The sequence below is a fragment of the Pseudomonas sp. p99-361 genome (genome assembly GCF_003935475.1).
Lineage (GTDB): Bacteria > Pseudomonadota > Gammaproteobacteria > Pseudomonadales > Pseudomonadaceae > Aquipseudomonas > Aquipseudomonas juntendi.
The window spans coordinates 93439-108977 of the sequence record NZ_RHQO01000005.1 but is presented as its reverse complement, the minus strand read 5'-3'; the positions used below and the strand labels follow the sequence as shown (position 1 = coordinate 108977).

General features: G+C 63.0%; 16 protein-coding genes. 13 read left to right on the top strand and 3 right to left on the bottom strand.

The window, feature by feature from the left end; all coding sequences use genetic code 11:
* Positions 1–131 precede the first annotated feature (131 nt).
* Complete coding sequence (locus EGJ22_RS04265; RefSeq protein WP_047150237.1) at positions 132–599, top strand: VUT family protein; 468 nt, start codon at positions 132–134, stop codon at positions 597–599.
* 76 nt (positions 600–675) lie between these two features.
* The gene (purT, locus tag EGJ22_RS04260; protein WP_125920143.1) at positions 676–1857 is read left to right on the top strand and encodes a formate-dependent phosphoribosylglycinamide formyltransferase; all 1182 of its coding nucleotides are present in this window, start codon (positions 676–678) and stop codon (positions 1855–1857) included.
* A 134-nt stretch (positions 1858–1991) separates the two neighbouring features.
* On the opposite strand, the gene EGJ22_RS04255 is transcribed toward purT, so the two are convergent.
* The 3 genes from EGJ22_RS04255 to EGJ22_RS04245 all read right to left on the bottom strand — a co-directional run bounded on the left by EGJ22_RS04255 (position 1992) and on the right by EGJ22_RS04245 (position 5588).
* On the bottom strand, positions 1992–3290 hold the full coding sequence (locus tag EGJ22_RS04255) for an MFS transporter (RefSeq protein ID WP_125920142.1): 1299 nt from the start codon (positions 3288–3290) through the stop codon (positions 1992–1994).
* Positions 3291–3563: 273 nt separating this feature from the next.
* On the bottom strand, positions 3564–4769 hold the full coding sequence (locus tag EGJ22_RS04250) for a transporter associated domain-containing protein (RefSeq protein WP_009683439.1): 1206 nt from the start codon (positions 4767–4769) through the stop codon (positions 3564–3566).
* 9 nt (positions 4770–4778) lie between these two features.
* Positions 4779–5588, bottom strand: coding sequence for an inner membrane protein YpjD (locus tag EGJ22_RS04245; protein ID WP_125920141.1), 810 nt, complete (start codon positions 5586–5588; stop codon positions 4779–4781).
* Between the two features lie 366 nt (positions 5589–5954).
* Between EGJ22_RS04245 and ffh the strand changes: the two genes are divergently transcribed.
* The 11 genes from ffh to EGJ22_RS26250 form a co-directional block, all read left to right on the top strand.
* Positions 5955–7331, top strand: a complete 1377-nt coding sequence (gene ffh, locus EGJ22_RS04240; RefSeq protein WP_009683441.1) for a signal recognition particle protein — start codon at positions 5955–5957, stop codon at positions 7329–7331.
* Positions 7332–7578: 247 nt separating this feature from the next.
* On the top strand, positions 7579–7830 hold the full coding sequence (gene rpsP / locus EGJ22_RS04235; protein ID WP_008094480.1) for a 30S ribosomal protein S16: 252 nt from the start codon (positions 7579–7581) through the stop codon (positions 7828–7830).
* A gap of 5 nt (positions 7831–7835) precedes the next feature.
* Entirely contained in the window at positions 7836–8372 is a 537-nt protein-coding gene (gene rimM, locus EGJ22_RS04230) for a ribosome maturation factor RimM (RefSeq protein WP_009683442.1), read from the top strand.
* Positions 8373–8375: 3 nt separating this feature from the next.
* Positions 8376–9128 carry a tRNA (guanosine(37)-N1)-methyltransferase TrmD gene (gene trmD, locus EGJ22_RS04225; protein ID WP_003252146.1) on the top strand — a complete coding sequence of 251 codons (753 nt, stop codon included), beginning with the start codon at positions 8376–8378 and terminating at the stop codon, positions 9126–9128.
* 42 nt (positions 9129–9170) lie between these two features.
* The gene (gene rplS / locus EGJ22_RS04220) at positions 9171–9521 is read left to right on the top strand and encodes a 50S ribosomal protein L19 (protein ID WP_003252148.1); all 351 of its coding nucleotides are present in this window, start codon (positions 9171–9173) and stop codon (positions 9519–9521) included.
* A 95-nt stretch (positions 9522–9616) separates the two neighbouring features.
* Entirely contained in the window at positions 9617–10024 is a 408-nt protein-coding gene (locus EGJ22_RS04215; RefSeq protein ID WP_009683444.1) for an acyl-CoA thioesterase, read from the top strand.
* 171 nt (positions 10025–10195) lie between these two features.
* Positions 10196–11092 carry a site-specific tyrosine recombinase XerD gene (gene xerD, locus EGJ22_RS04210; RefSeq protein ID WP_009683445.1) on the top strand — a complete coding sequence of 299 codons (897 nt, stop codon included), beginning with the start codon at positions 10196–10198 and terminating at the stop codon, positions 11090–11092.
* 152 nt (positions 11093–11244) lie between these two features.
* Positions 11245–11988: a DsbC family protein gene (locus tag EGJ22_RS04205; protein ID WP_009683446.1), complete on the top strand. Its 744-nt coding sequence runs from the start codon at positions 11245–11247 to the stop codon at positions 11986–11988.
* Between the two features lie 82 nt (positions 11989–12070).
* Positions 12071–13375 (top strand): homoserine dehydrogenase, encoded by a 1305-nt coding sequence (locus EGJ22_RS04200; RefSeq protein ID WP_009683447.1) that lies wholly within the window; start codon positions 12071–12073, stop codon positions 13373–13375.
* 168 nt (positions 13376–13543) lie between these two features.
* Positions 13544–14953, top strand: coding sequence for a threonine synthase (gene thrC, locus EGJ22_RS04195; RefSeq protein WP_009683448.1), 1410 nt, complete (start codon positions 13544–13546; stop codon positions 14951–14953).
* Between the two features lie 177 nt (positions 14954–15130).
* Positions 15131–15539 (top strand): response regulator transcription factor (locus EGJ22_RS26250; protein ID WP_148100463.1); only part of this gene is annotated, 409 nt, incomplete at its 3' end.

Below are 15539 nucleotides of genomic sequence, written 5' to 3'. Positions count from 1 at the left end.
CGGTGTTCGCGGGCACGCCCGCTCCTACAGGTACAGCATGAGCCTGGAGGGTTACGGATCATCTTTAGGAGCGGGTTTACCCGCGAACGGCTCGACGGTAATCTGTACCGCTTGCCCACAGATTACCCGCCATGTTCTATCTGCTTGCCTATATCAGCAGCGTAGTGCTGATCAACTACGCCTTTTCCAGTGCCCCGCACCTGGACGTCATCTGGTCTGCCTGGGGCGGCCTGGTGTTCATCCTGCGCGACATGGTGCAAACCCGCTTCGGCCACGGCGCCCTGGTCGCCATGCTGGTGGCGCTGGTGCTGTCGTATGTGACCTCGGAGCCGGCCATCGCCCTGGCCAGCGCCACCGCGTTCTTCATTTCCGAACTGATCGACTGGCTGGTGTTCAGCGTCACCCGGCGGCCGCTGCGTGACCGCCTGTGGTTGAGTTCGGCGTTGAGCATTCCGGTGGACACCTTCATCTTCTTCGGCATGATCGGTGCCTTGGCCCCGGCGGTGGTCGGCACGGCCATGGCCTCCAAGTTCACCGGTGTCACCGCGGTGTGGCTGGCCATGGCATTTCGCGCCCGGCGGGCTGCTGCGGCCAGCTGATGGTGTAGAATAGCGGTCCTTTTTCAGCGGGTCGCGCCAAGCCGGGTGCGGCCCCGGATGCCTTCGAGGACCTGAAATGACCCGTATCGGAACCCCCTTGTCGCCTACTGCGACCCGTGTATTGCTGTGCGGCTGTGGCGAGCTGGGCAAGGAAGTGGTGATCGAGCTGCAGCGCCTGGGCGTCGAAGTGATCGCCGTCGACCGCTATGCCAATGCCCCGGCCATGCAGGTTGCGCACCGCAGCCACGTGGTCAACATGCTCGATGGCGTGGCCTTGCGTGCCGTGATCGAGGCCGAGAAGCCGCACTACATCGTTCCGGAAATCGAAGCCATCGCCACCGCCACCCTGGTCGAGCTGGAAAACGGAGGCTTCAACGTGGTGCCCACCGCCCGCGCGACCCAGCTGACCATGAACCGCGAAGGTATCCGCCGCCTGGCCGCCGAAGAGCTGGAGCTGCCCACTTCGCCGTACCATTTCGCCGACACCTACGAAGACTTCGCCAAGGGCGTGGCCGATGTAGGCTACCCATGCGTGGTCAAGCCGGTCATGAGCTCGTCGGGCAAGGGCCAGAGCCTGCTGCGCAGCGACGCCGACCTGCAGAAGGCCTGGGACTATGCCCAGGAAGGCGGCCGCGCCGGCAAGGGCCGGGTGATCGTCGAGGGCTTCATCGACTTCGACTACGAAATCACCCTGCTGACCGTGCGTCATGTGGGTGGCACCACCTTCCTCGAACCGGTCGGCCACCGCCAGGAGAAGGGTGACTACCAGGAGTCCTGGCAGCCCCAGGCCATGAGCGAGAAAGCGCTGGCCGAGTCGCAACGTGTGGCCAAGGCGGTCACCGATGCGCTGGGTGGCCGGGGCCTGTTTGGCGTGGAACTGTTCGTGAAAGGCGACCAGGTGTGGTTCAGCGAAGTCTCGCCGCGCCCGCATGACACCGGCCTTGTGACCCTGATTTCCCAGGACCTGTCGCAGTTCGCCCTGCACGCCCGCGCCATTCTCGGGCTGCCGATCCCGGTGGTGCGCCAGTTCGGCCCTTCGGCCTCGGCGGTGATCTTGCCGCAGGGGCAGTCGCAGCAGACCAGCTTCGCCAACCTGGGTGCAGCCTTGAGCGAGCCGGATACTGCCATCCGCCTGTTCGGCAAGCCGGAAATCAACGGTACCCGCCGCATGGGTGTGTGCCTGGCGCGCGACGAGTCGGTTGAAGCGGCGCGGGCCAAGGCGACCCGCGCTTCGCAGGCGGTCAAGGTCGAGTTCTAAGCTTCAAGCTTCAAGCTTCAAGCTGCAAGAGAATGCGCATCGCTTGTAGCTTGCAGCTTGTAGCTTGTAGCTTGTAGCTTGTAGCTTGTAGCTTGTAGCTTGTAGCTTGTAGCTTGTAGCTTGCAGCTTGAGACTCACAGCTGAGTATTGCGGGTCTCTTTCAGGCACAGCACAGCGATCAAGCTGATCACTGCGGCTGCCGACACGTAGCCCCCCACCCAGCTCAAACCGCCCATGCTCACCAGCTTCTGGGCGAAGAACGGGGCCGCCGAGGCGCCGACAATCCCACCCAGGTTATACGCCGCCGAAGCGCCGGTGTATCGCACATGGGTTGGGAACAGCTCCGGTAGCAAAGCCCCCATCGGTGCAAAGGTCACCCCCATCAGGAACAGCTCGATGGCCAGGAACAGTGCCACGCCGGCGGTAGAGCCCGAGGTCAGCAAAGGCTCCATGGTAAAGCCCGACGCCACCGCCAGCAGGCCGCCGACGATCAGCACCGGCTTGCGCCCGTAGCGGTCGCTGAGCCAGGCCGACAGCGGCGTCGCCAGCGCCATGAATACCACTGCAAAGCACAGCAGGCCGAGGAACGTCTCCCGGCTGTACCCCAGCGTGGTCACACCGTAGCTCAGCGAGAACACGGTGGAGATATAGAACAGCGCATAGCACACCACCATGGCGGCAGCGCCCAGCAGGGTAGGGCGCCAGTGCCTGGCGAACAGGTCGACCACCGGCATTTTCACCCGCTCATGGCGGGCAACAGCCTTGGCGAACACGGGGCTTTCCTCCAGCTTCAGGCGCACATACAGGCCTACCAGCACCAGGGCGGCGCTGAGCAGGAACGGGATACGCCAGCCCCACTCACGGAACTGCTCGTCGCTCAGAGTCAGGGCCAAGGTCAAGAACAGGCCGTTGGCCGCCAGGAAGCCGATCGATGGCCCCAATTGCGGGAACATGCCGAACCAGGCGCGCTTGCCCTCCGGGGCGTTTTCAGTGGCCAGCAGCGCAGCGCCGCCCCATTCGCCGCCCAAGCCCAGGCCTTGGCCAAAGCGCAGCAGGCAAAGGATGATCGGTGCCCATACACCGATGCTGTCGTAGCCCGGCAGCACGCCGATGGCCGTGGTAGACACACCCATCAGCAGCAGCGAGGCGACCAGGGTCGATTTGCGGCCGATGCGGTCGCCAAAATGGCCGAACAGTGCCGAGCCCAGCGGCCGGGCAAGAAAGGCAATGCCAAAGGTCAGGAAGGCCGCCAGCATCTGTGCGGTGCCCGAGCCGGAGGGGAAAAACACCGGCCCGATGACCAGGGCGGCAGCCGTGGCGTAAACGTAGAAGTCGTAGAACTCGATGGCGGTGCCAATGAAACTGGCAGTGGCTACCCGCGCGGGCGAGTTGACCGGCGCCCCAGGGGCTTGGGCATAGGTGCTGCTTGTCATTAAGTAGGTCCCTAACAGTCTGGTCCGGCTCCGTGGGCTTGGTCCACGACGGGTGCGCTGCAAAGGCAGGCACGGCGGCGCGGGCGCCGGAGCGTTTTGTTGTTGTGTGCGCCCGACTGACGATAGCCCAAGGGGGATAGGGGCGGGGGCGGGCACTGTTCAGGGTGTGGAAGCAGGACCGCGGGGCGTGTCAGTGGGGCGGACTGGCCGTGAAACGCCGGGTGCGGGTAGCAGGCGTGGCGGCGGGGCTGGGTAAGCGTGGGGCGAGTATAGCTAGCGCGCCAGGGTCCACACCAGTACCTTGCTGGCACAATTGTCCTCGGTTTCGAGGATCTCCAGGCGATAGCGGCCGATCTTCAGGCAAACGGCACTTTCGGGAATGCTTTCCAGTGCTTCGGTCACCAGGCCGTTCAGGGTTTTCGGCCCACCGTCGCAGGGCAGGTGCCAGCCCAGGCTGCGGTTGATTTCACGCAGCGAGGCAGTGCCATCGATGACGAATGTGCCATCGGGCTGCGGATGCACGTGCGGGTTTTCCAGGCTCTGTTCGTCTTCGAACTCGCCGACGATTTCTTCGAGAATGTCTTCCAGGGTGACGATACCCAGCACTTCGCCATACTCGTCCACCACCACACCCAGGCGCCGTTGCTGTTTGTGGAAGTTCAGCAGTTGCATTTGCAGCGGTGTGCTTTCGGGCACGAAATACGGCTCGTAGCAGGCCCCGTGCAGCGCCTCCAGGGTCAACTCGGCCTTGGGCAGCAAATGGCTGATCAGCTTGGTGTTGAGGATCGCCTCCACCTGGTTGATGTCGTTGTGGTACACCGGCAGGCGGGTGTGGCGGCTGACAATCAGCTGTTCGATGATGCGCTCGATCGGCTCGTCGAGGTTGATGCCGTCCACTTCGCTGCGCGGCACCAGGATGTCGTTGACGGTGACCTTGTCCAGCGCCTGCAGGCCGTCGAGCAGGCCGTGGCGGGGCGCTTCGTGGCGCTCGTCTTCATCCGGGTCGTCATCTTCCTGCGGGTGCAGGGGCACTGCCGCTGGTTGCGCGCGAAATGGGCGCAAGATCAGTTTGGCGCAACCGTCGAGCAGGCAGGCGAACGGCTGCAGCAGCGTGAGCGGCGCTTTCAGCAGGCTTACGCCCAGGCTGGCCAGTGCTTGCGGGTTGCGCCGCGCCAGGCGCCGCGGCAGGAACTCGGCAAACACCAGCAAGGCCGCGGCAGCGGCCAGCCCGGCCAGCCAGAAGCCGTGTTCGCCGTCGTAGCGCTGCCCGACCAGGCACGCCAGGCCCAGGACCAGCAGTTTGCCGAGGCTGGCGCACAGCACCAGCGCCTGGGCGGGCAACGCTGGCTGGCCATCATCGCCACTGCGTAGCGCGCCAGCCAGTTGCAGGCGCGCAACGTCCACAGCAGTGAACAGCGCTGCCCAGAGCAGCGCCAATGCCAGCGTGACCAGTAGCGGTGCGTACGGCAGGGTGTCCATGGGTGGCCGTCAGATATGCAGAATGAATTCGCGAACCAGCTTGCTGCCGAAATAGGCCAGCATCAGCAGGCAGAAACCGGCCAGCGTCCAGCGAATGGCCTTGTGGCCGCGCCAACCCAGGCGGGTTCGCCCCCACAGCAGCACGCTGAATACGACCCAGGCAACGCAGGCCAGCAAGGTTTTGTGCACCAGGTGCTGGGCGAACAGGTTTTCGAGGAACAGCCAGCCGGAGATCAGCGACAGCGACAGCAGGCACCAGCCGGCCCAGAGGAAGCCGAACAACAGGCTTTCCATGGTTTGCAGCGGCGGGAAGTTGCGGATCAGCCCGGACGGGTGCTTGTTCTTCAGCTGGCGGTCCTGCAGCAGCAGCAGCAGCGACTGGAACACGGCAATGGTGAACAGCCCATAGGCCAGGATCGACAACAGGATGTGCGCAAGAATGCCCGGCTCCTCGTCGATCAGTGGCACCGTGCCGGGTGGCGCGAACTGCGCCAGCAAGGCCGTTACCGCGCCCAGCGGGAACAGCAGCACCAGCAGGTTTTCCACCGGTATGCGCAGGCAGGCGAGCAGGGTCAGGGCAATCACTGCCACGGCGATCAGGCTGGCTGCGCTGAAGAAGTCCAGGCTCAGGCCCAGTGGGGTGATCAACTGGAAGAACAGTGCGCCGGCCTGGGCCAGCACCGCAACGGCACCGAGCAGGCCGAGCAGGCGCTTGTCGGCCTTGCGGCCCTGGGCGAGGTATGAGCCCTGGTAGATGGCCGCTGCTACATAAAGGCCGGCGGCGATCAGGTTGGGGATGAGGCTGGGTGAGGAGAACATAAGTCCTGATTGGCGAGCCTTAAAGAGACGGAGTTTGGCATAGTGAGCTGCAAGCTGGAAGCTGCAAGCCTGAAGCGGGGGGCTTTAAGCGGCAAGCTTCAAGCTTCAAGCTTCAAGCGGCAAGCTTCAAGAAAAAGCAGCCATCCCGCGCATCGGCTCTTGCTTGTAGCTTGTAGCTTGTAGCTTGTAGCTTGTAGCTTGTAGCTTGTAGCTTGCCGCTTGCCGCTTGCCGCTTGCCGCTCGGAAGCCAAGGTGGGCGCCGCCGCCGCACTTCGCTATAATCGCCGCCTTGCTGTGCCTGGCGGGTATGCTTTTCCCTGCAGGCGCCTGACAAACCTCGGCTTTACTGGGCCTGAAAGGATCACCATGTTCGAAAACCTGACCGACCGCCTGTCACAGACGCTGCGCCACGTCACCGGCAAGGCCAAGCTGACTGAAGACAACATCAAGGACACGCTGCGCGAAGTGCGCATGGCCCTGCTCGAGGCCGACGTCGCCCTGCCGGTGGTCAAGGATTTCGTCAACAGCGTCAAGGACCGTGCGGTCGGCACCGAAGTGTCGCGCAGCCTCACCCCGGGCCAAGCGTTCGTCAAGATCGTGCAGGCCGAGCTCGAAAGCCTCATGGGCGCGGCCAACGAAGACCTGGCGCTCAATGCCGCCCCGCCTGCCGTGGTACTGATGGCCGGCTTGCAGGGCGCCGGCAAGACCACCACCGCTGGCAAGCTGGCGCGCTTCCTCAAGGAGCGCAAGAAAAAGAGCGTGATGGTGGTGTCCGCCGACGTCTATCGCCCGGCGGCGATCAAGCAGCTGGAAACCCTGGCCAACGACATCGGTGTCACCTTCTTCCCGTCCGACATCAGCCAGAAGCCGGTGGCCATTGCCGAAGCGGCCATCCGCGAAGCCAAGCTCAAGTTCATCGACGTGGTCATCGTCGACACCGCCGGCCGCCTGCACATCGATGCCGACATGATGGCCGAGATCAAGGCGCTGCACGCTGCGGTCAAGCCGATCGAAACCCTGTTCGTGGTCGACGCCATGACCGGCCAGGACGCCGCCAACACCGCCAAGGCCTTTGGCGAGGCGCTGCCGCTGACCGGCGTGGTATTGACCAAGGTCGACGGTGACGCCCGTGGCGGTGCTGCGCTGTCGGTGCGTGCCATTACCGGCAAGCCGATCAAGTTCATCGGTATGGGTGAAAAAACCGAGGCCCTCGAGCCGTTCCACCCCGACCGTGTGGCCTCGCGCATCCTGGGCATGGGCGATGTACTCAGCCTGATCGAGCAGGCCGAGCAGACCATCGACAAGGCCAAGGCCGACAAGCTCGCCAAGAAGCTGAAGAAGGGCAAGGGCTTCGACCTCGAAGACTTCCGCGACCAGCTGCAGCAAATGAAGAACATGGGCGGCCTGGGTGGCCTGATGGACAAGCTGCCGAGCATCGGCGGGGTCAACCTGTCGCAGATGGGCAACGCCCAGGGCGCGGCCGAGAAGCAGTTCAAGCAGATGGAAGCGATCATCAACTCCATGACCCCGGCCGAGCGCCGCGACCCTGACCTGATCAGCGGTTCGCGCAAGCGCCGTATCGCCCTGGGTTCCGGTACCCAGGTGCAGGACATCGGCCGGCTGATCAAGCAGCACAAGCAGATGCAGAAGATGATGAAGAAGTTCTCTGCCAAGGGCGGCATGGCCAAGATGATGCGCGGCCTGGGCGGTATGCTCCCGGGCGGCGGCATGCCCAAGCTGTAACACGTATTCCGGGTGCCTGCCTTTCGTCGGGCAGGCACCCAGAACCCCCGCCATGGCGGGGCAACGGCCGCGAATTTCGCGGCGCAACCGGCAAATCTGGACGGCGGGGCGGTGCCTTGCCGAAAAAGTCATTTGCAAATGTCCGTGTATTCCCCGAGAATATGCGGCCTTTTGGGCACCCGTGTGCCTATTTGGCATTCAGATTTGCAGTAAAAACTGCAACACCGACTATAGGAACGATGTTCACATGGTAACCATTCGTCTGGCCCGTGGCGGCTCGAAAAAGCGCCCATTCTACCACCTGACCGTGACCAACTCGCGTAACGCCCGTGACGGCCGTTTCGTTGAGCGCGTTGGCTTCTTCAACCCGATCGCATCGGGCGCCGAAGTCAAGCTGTCGGTCAACCAGGAGCGCGTCACCTACTGGCTGAGCCAGGGCGCACAGCCGTCTGAGCGCGTTGCTCAGCTGCTGAAGGACGCTGCCAAGGCCGCTGCCTGAAACGTATGAACGCGACGCCAGAAAAGGCTGACGACCTCATCGTCGTTGGCAAGATTTTTTCGGTTCACGGCGTTCGCGGCGAGGTGAAGGTGTATTCCTTTACCGATCCGATTGAAAACCTGTTGGATTATCCGCGCTGGACGCTTCGGCACGAAGGCAAGGTAAAGCAGGTCGAGCTGGTCAGCGGTCGTGGCTCCCAAAAGGGCCTGGTCGTGAAACTGAAAGGCCTCGATGATCGTGATGAAGCCCGGCTTCTGAGCGGTTACGAAATCTGCATTGCGCGGAGCCTTTTGCCCAACCTGGCTGCCGACGAGTACTACTGGTATCAGTTGGTGGGTCTGAAGGTCATCAACCAGGACGAACACCTGTTCGGCAAGGTCGATCACCTGTTGGAGACTGGCGCGAACGATGTAATGGTGGTCAAGCCCTGTGCGGGCAGCCTGGATGATCGCGAGCGGCTGTTGCCCTATACGGAGCAATGCGTGCTGGCAATCGACCTGGAAGCAGGCACGATGCGGGTTGAGTGGGACGCGGATTTCTAAACGATGGGTAACCTTCGCGTAGATGTCATCACGTTGTTCCCCGAGATGTTCTCGGCCATCACGGAGTACGGCATTACCAGCCGCGCGGTGAAACAAGGGTTGCTTCAGGTGACTTGCTGGAACCCGCGGGACTACACCACAGATCGTCACCACACGGTAGATGATCGGCCGTTTGGCGGTGGTCCGGGCATGGTGATGAAAATCAAGCCTCTGGAAGATGCACTGGTTAGCGCCAGGCAGGCAACCGGAGCTGCGGCGAAGGTGATCTACCTTTCGCCACAAGGCCGCAAGCTGACTCAGCAAGCGGTCAAAGGCCTGGCCGAACAGGAGTCGTTGATCCTGATCGCCGGTCGTTATGAGGGCATCGACGAGCGCTTTATCGAGGCTCATGTCGATGAGGAGTGGTCGATTGGTGACTATGTGCTTTCCGGTGGCGAGCTGCCGGCCATGGTACTGATCGATGCGGTTACGCGGCTGCTGCCCGGAGCTTTAGGGCATGTGGACTCGGCGGAAGAGGATTCCTTTACCGACGGTCTGCTTGATTGCCCGCACTACACCCGGCCTGAGGTGTATGCGGATCAGCGTGTTCCCGACGTGTTGCTAAGTGGCAACCATGCACACATCCGGCGTTGGAGGATGAAGCAGTCCCTTGGTAGGACCTTCGAACGACGCGCCGATCTTCTGGAAAGTCGCTCGCTTTCTGGAGAAGAGAAGAAGCTGCTCGAGGAATATCTCCGCGAGCGGGACGATAGTTAAACGTATCGATGGTGGATCGCGTATCCATCTTAGGAGCACAGCATGACCAACAAGATCATCCAGCAGCTCGAAGCCGAGCAGATGAGCAAGGAAATCCCGACCTTCGCACCAGGCGACACCGTTGTCGTTCAGGTTAAAGTGAAGGAAGGTGAGCGTTCCCGTCTGCAGGCGTTCGAAGGCGTCGTTATCGCCAAGCGTAACCGCGGTCTGAACAGCGCCTTCACCGTGCGCAAGATCTCCAGCGGCGTTGGCGTAGAGCGTACCTTCCAGACCTACAGCCCGCAAATCGACAGCCTGGCCGTGAAACGTCGTGGTGACGTGCGTAAAGCCAAGCTGTACTACCTGCGCGACCTGTCCGGCAAAGCCGCTCGCATCAAGGAAAAACTGTCCTGAGTACAGTTTGCCCGGTGGCCGAGGCCGCCTAGCGAGAGAAAAGCAGCCTTCGGGCTGCTTTTTTGCTTTTTCAACCTTCAGAAGATCGAATTGCGATGACTACCCGAGACCAGGAAATTCAGCGCCGCACCGAACTGTCGGTTACCCGCGTGACCAAGGCGGTGTTCCCCAACACCACCAACCACCACAACACCCTGTTCGGCGGTACTGCGCTGGCCTGGATGGACGAGGTGTCGTTCATCGCTGCCACGCGCTTCTGCCGCCTGCCGCTGGTGACCGTGTCCACCGACCGCATCGACTTCAAGCACCCGATCCCGGCGGGCTCGATCGTCGAGTTGGTGGGCACGGTGATCAAGGTCGGCAACACCAGTTTGCAGGTGCAAGTGGATGTGTTCGTAGAAAACATGTACCTGGACGGCCGTGAGCGTGCAATCCATGGGGTGTTCAGCTTTGTCGCCATCGACGAGGACAAGCGCCCGGTGCCGGTTTTGCCCCAGGCCTGAGTTCTTCTGCACTGGCCCTTTCGCCGGCGCGCTCGCTTCTACAAGCCATGCAAAGCATTCAAAGCCTGTGCAGGCCCTGTGGGAGCGGGCGTGCCCGCGAAGAGGCCGGTACAGACAACCCCCAGGCTGCTGTGAAACACTAGCCCCATCTCCAACACCCAGCAGCCCTGAATGCCCGCCCTAGACCACCCCCTGATCGACCAGTTCCTCGACGCCCTGTGGCTTGAGAAAGGCCTGTCCGACAACACCCGCGTGTCCTACCGCAGTGACCTGGCCCTGTTCAACGGCTGGCTGCATGAGCGCTCCGTGGCGCTGCCCGACGCTGGCCGCGACCTGATCCTCGACCACCTGGCCTGGCGCCTGGAGCAGGGCTACAAGCCGCGTTCCACGGCACGTTTCATCTCCGGCCTGCGCGGCTTCTTCCGTTACCTGTTGCGGGAAAAGCTGGTGGCCATCGACCCGACCTTGCAGGTCGACATGCCGCAACTGGGCAAGCCTTTACCCAAGTCGCTGTCCGAAGCGGACGTCGAAGCCCTGCTGCAGGCCCCGGACCTGGGCGAGGCCATCGGCCAGCGTGATCGCGCCATGCTCGAAGTGCTGTACGCCTGTGGTCTGCGCGTCACCGAACTGGTCAGCCTGGCCCTCGACCAGGTCAACCTGCGCCAGGGCGTGCTGCGGGTCATGGGCAAAGGCAGCAAAGAGCGCCTGGTTCCCATGGGCGAAGAAGCCGTGGTATGGCTGGAGCGCTACCTGCGCAGTGGCCGTGCCGAACTGCTCAATGGCCGCCCCAGTGATGTACTGTTCCCCAGCCTTCGCGGCGAGCAGATGACCCGCCAGACCTTCTGGCACCGCATCAAGCACCATGCCCGCGTGGCCGGTATCGACAAGCCGCTGTCCCCGCATACGCTGCGCCATGCCTTTGCCACCCATTTGCTCAACCATGGCGCCGACCTGCGCGTGGTGCAGATGCTGCTGGGCCACAGCGACCTGTCGACCACGCAGATCTACACCCATGTGGCCAAGGCTCGCCTGCAACAGTTGCACGCCCAGCACCACCCGCGTGGATGAATGTTTTTCATGTTCCGCCGACCGGTCCTTGCCAGGCCCTTCACCAGCAGCGTGATGTGGTAGGCTTGGGCGGTTTGCACCAAGGGCCGCACGCTCACCGCTCTTTTTCGCCGGTGGCGCCCTCCGGTCCCTGTCCGCCTTCAGGAGTTCCCATGCGCGTGACCCAGTTTTTCGCCGCCGCCGCGTTGGCGCTGGCCAGTACCTTTGCGCTTGCCGCGGCAACCGACAGCAATACCGGTGCCGAGCAGGCCATCCGTAAATCACTGCAAAACCTCGAGCTGGAAGTACCCGTGGAAAGCGTGGCCAGCAGCCCGCTGAACGGCCTGTACGAAGTCAAGCTGCAGGGCGGCCGGGTGCTCTACGCCAGCGCCGATGGCCAGTTCGTGATGCAGGGTTATCTGTTCCAGATCCAGAACGGCAAGCCGGTCAACCTTACCGAAAAAACCGAACGCCAAGGCGTGGCCAAGCTTATCAACGGCATTCCAGCCGCCGAGATGGTGGTTTATCCTGCCAAGGGCGAAACCAAGTCGCATATCACCGTCTTTACCGACACCACCTGCCCGTACTGCCACAAGCTGCACGCCGAAGTGCCTGAACTGAACCGCCGCGGTATCGAAGTGCGCTATGTCGCCTTCCCGCGCCAGGGCCTCGGTTCGCCGGGTGACCAGCAATTGCAGGCGGTGTGGTGCTCCAGCGACCGCCGCGCGGCGATGGACAAAATGGTCGAAGGCGAGGAAATCAAGGCGGCCAAGTGCGCCAACCCGGTCGGCAAGCAGTTCCAGCTGGGCCAGTCGATCGGTGTCAACGGCACGCCGGCCATCGTGCTGGAAAGCGGCCAGGTCATTCCGGGCTACCAGCCGGCGCCACAGGTCGCCAAGCTGGCGCTGGCCAAGTAATCCAATTCAGTACGCCGTCGTCATGGGGTGACGGCATGTTTCACGGTCGGCAAGGTGCCGGCCGTTCAATGGGGAGTTCACAGTGAAACCGGTCAAAGTAGGCATCTGTGGGTTGGGGACCGTCGGTGGCGGAACCTTCAATGTACTTCAGCGCAACGCCGAGGAGATTGCCCGTCGTGCCGGGCGCGGTATTGAAGTGGCACAGATCGCCATGCGCTCGCAGAACCCGAACTGCCAGATTACCGGTACCCCCATTACCGCTGATGTGTTCGACGTTGCGAGCAACCCCGAGATCGACATCGTCATCGAGCTGATCGGCGGCTACACCATCGCCCGCGACCTGGTGCTCAAGGCCATCGAGAACGGCAAGCACGTGGTCACCGCCAACAAGGCGCTGATCGCCGTGCACGGCAACGAAATCTTTGCCAAGGCCCGCGAAAAAGGCGTGATCGTCGCCTTCGAAGCGGCCGTGGCCGGCGGCATTCCGGTGATCAAGGCCATTCGTGAAGGCCTGTCAGCCAACCGCATCAACTGGCTGGCCGGCATCATCAACGGTACCGGCAACTTCATCCTCACCGAAATGCGCGAGAAGGGCCGGGCCTTCCCCGATGTGCTGGCCGAAGCCCAGGCGCTGGGCTACGCCGAAGCCGACCCTACCTTCGACGTCGAAGGGATCGATGCTGCGCACAAGCTGACCATCCTCGCCTCCATCGCGTTCGGCATTCCGCTGCAGTTCGACAAGGCCTATACCGAAGGCATCACCCAGCTGACCACCGCTGACGTGAACTACGCCGAGGCCCTCGGCTACCGCATCAAGCACCTGGGCGTGGCCCGGCGCACCGCGGAAGGCATCGAGTTGCGCGTGCACCCGACCTTGATCCCCGCCGACCGCCTGATCGCCAACGTCAACGGCGTGATGAACGCCGTGATGGTCAACGGTGACGCCGCCGGTTCGACCCTGTACTACGGTGCCGGTGCCGGCATGGAGCCAACCGCCTCGTCGGTGGTTGGCGACCTGGTCGACGTGGTCCGTGCCATGACCTCCGACCCGGAAAACCGCGTACCGCACCTGGCCTTCCAGCCCGATTCGCTGTCGGCCCACCCGATCCTGCCGATCGAAGCCTGCGAGAGCGCCTACTACCTGCGTATCCAGGCCAAGGATCACCCAGGCGTGCTGGCCCAGGTGGCCAGCATCCTTTCCGAGCGTGGTATCAACATCGAGTCGATCATGCAGAAGGAAGCCGAGGAACAGGACGGCCTGGTACCGATGATCCTGGTCACCCACGGCGTGGTCGAGCAGCGCATCAATGATGCCATCGTCGCCTTGGAAGCCCTGCAGGACGTGGTCGGCAAGGTTGTGCGCATTCGCGTCGAGCAGCTCAACTAAGCGGCAAGCCTCAAGCTGCAAGCTGCAAGTGAAGGCAGTGCAGTTTTGAGGCTTCGAACAGAGTAAATTCGCGGGAACAGCGAGATGCGGAGCACAAGAGCAAGGCCAGTCGGCTTTTCTTGTAGCTTGCCGCTCGCAGCTTGCCGCTCAAATCAAAGGTTTGCACCCATGCGCTATATCAGTACCCGCGGCCAGGCACCGGCCCTGAATTTCGAAGACGTGCTGCTGGCTGGCCTGGCCAGTGACGGCGGCCTGTATGTGCCGGAAAACCTGCCACGTTTCACCCAGGAAGAAATCGCTTCGTGGGCCGGCCTGCCGTACCACGAACTGGCCTTCAGGGTCATGCGCCCGTTCGTTGAAGGCAGCATCGCCGACGCCGACTTCAAGAAGATCCTCGAAGAAACCTACGGCGAGTTCGCCCACGCAGCGGTGGCCCCGCTGCGCCAGCTGAACAGCAACGAATGGGTACTCGAGCTGTTCCACGGCCCAACCCTGGCGTTCAAGGACTTTGCCTTGCAACTGCTCGGGCGCCTGCTCGACCACGTGCTGGCCAAGCGCAACGAGCGCGTGGTGATCATCGGCGCCACCAGTGGTGACACCGGCTCCGCGGCCATCGAAGGCTGCCGCCGTTGCGACAACGTCGACATCTTCATTCTGCACCCGCACCAGCGCGTGTCGGAAGTACAGCGCCGGCAGATGACCACCATTTTCGGTGACAACATCCACAACATCGCCATCGAAGGCAACTTCGACGATTGCCAGGAAATGGTCAAGGCCAGCTTCGCCGACCAGTCGTTCCTCAAGGGCACCCGCCTGGTGGCCGTGAACTCGATCAACTGGGCGCGCATCATGGCCCAGATCGTCTACTACTTCCATGCCGCCCTGCAGTTGGGTGGGCCGTCGCGTTCCGTGGCGTTCTCGGTGCCGACCGGCAACTTTGGCGACATTTTTGCCGGCTACCTGGCGCGCAACATGGGCCTGCCGGTCAGCCAGCTGATCGTGGCCACCAACCGCAACGACATCCTGCACCGCTTCATGAGCGGCAACCAGTACGTCAAGGAAACCCTGCACGCCACCTTGTCGCCGTCGATGGACATCATGGTGTCGTCCAACTTCGAGCGCCTGCTGTTCGACCTGCACGGCCGCAACGGTGGCGCAATTGCCGAACTGATGGCCAACTTCAAGCAGGGTGGCGGCTTCAGCGTCGAGCAGGACCGCTGGACCGAAGCCCGCAAGCTGTTCGATTCGTTGGCCGTCAGCGACGAGCAGACTTGCGAGACCATCGCCGAGGTGTTCGCCGCCACTGGCGAGGTCCTCGACCCGCACACCGCGATCGGCGTCAAGGCCGCCCGTGAGTGCCGCCGCAACCTGGACACGCCGATGGTGGTGCTGGGTACCGCGCACCCGGTCAAGTTCCCTGAAGCGGTAGAAAAGGCCGGTGTGGGCAAGGCACTCGAGCTGCCGGCGCACCTCAGCGACCTGTTCAGCCGTGAGGAGCGTTGCACGGTGCTGGCCAATGACCTGAAAGCGGTACAGGGCTTTGTCAGCCAGCATGGCAACCGCGGCAAGCCATTGTAATGGGTGTGCCTGGGGCTGCTGCGCAGCCCCGTCGCGATACAAGGCCGCTCCTGCAGGCAACCGCGTTGGCTTCAGCTGACGCGGTATAGCCAGTTCCCGCAGCTTAATCAGAATCATCCTATTCAGGCGGCATTCACCAGCGCCTAAATTAGCCGGTCCTCCCATCAGGAGCGGCTCATGCACCAGACCGTCGTGTTGATTCATCAGGCACGCCCATCGCACCAGATCCTGCTGCACCAGGCCCTCAACGCCCAAGGCGTGTTCGCTGTGCGCATCAGCGCGACCACCGCTGAACTGGATGCCCGCCTTGGCGCCGAACGCCGCCCAGACCTGCTGATTCTCGACCATGCCATGCCAACCAGGGCCGGCCGTGCCCTGCTCGCACGGCTGACACAGGCCCGTGCCCTGTTGTTCGTCGGCCAGCCTGCGCCGCAGCGTTTCGACCTGGCCCAAGAGGCGCGCAAGCAAGGCCTGTGGGTACTCGCCGAGCTGCCCTGGCCGTTGTCGATGCCGCGCCTGCAGCGGCCCCCCCCCGCGCCGCCCGCCGCCGGGCCGGGGCCCCCCCCCCACACCGCCACCCAAAACG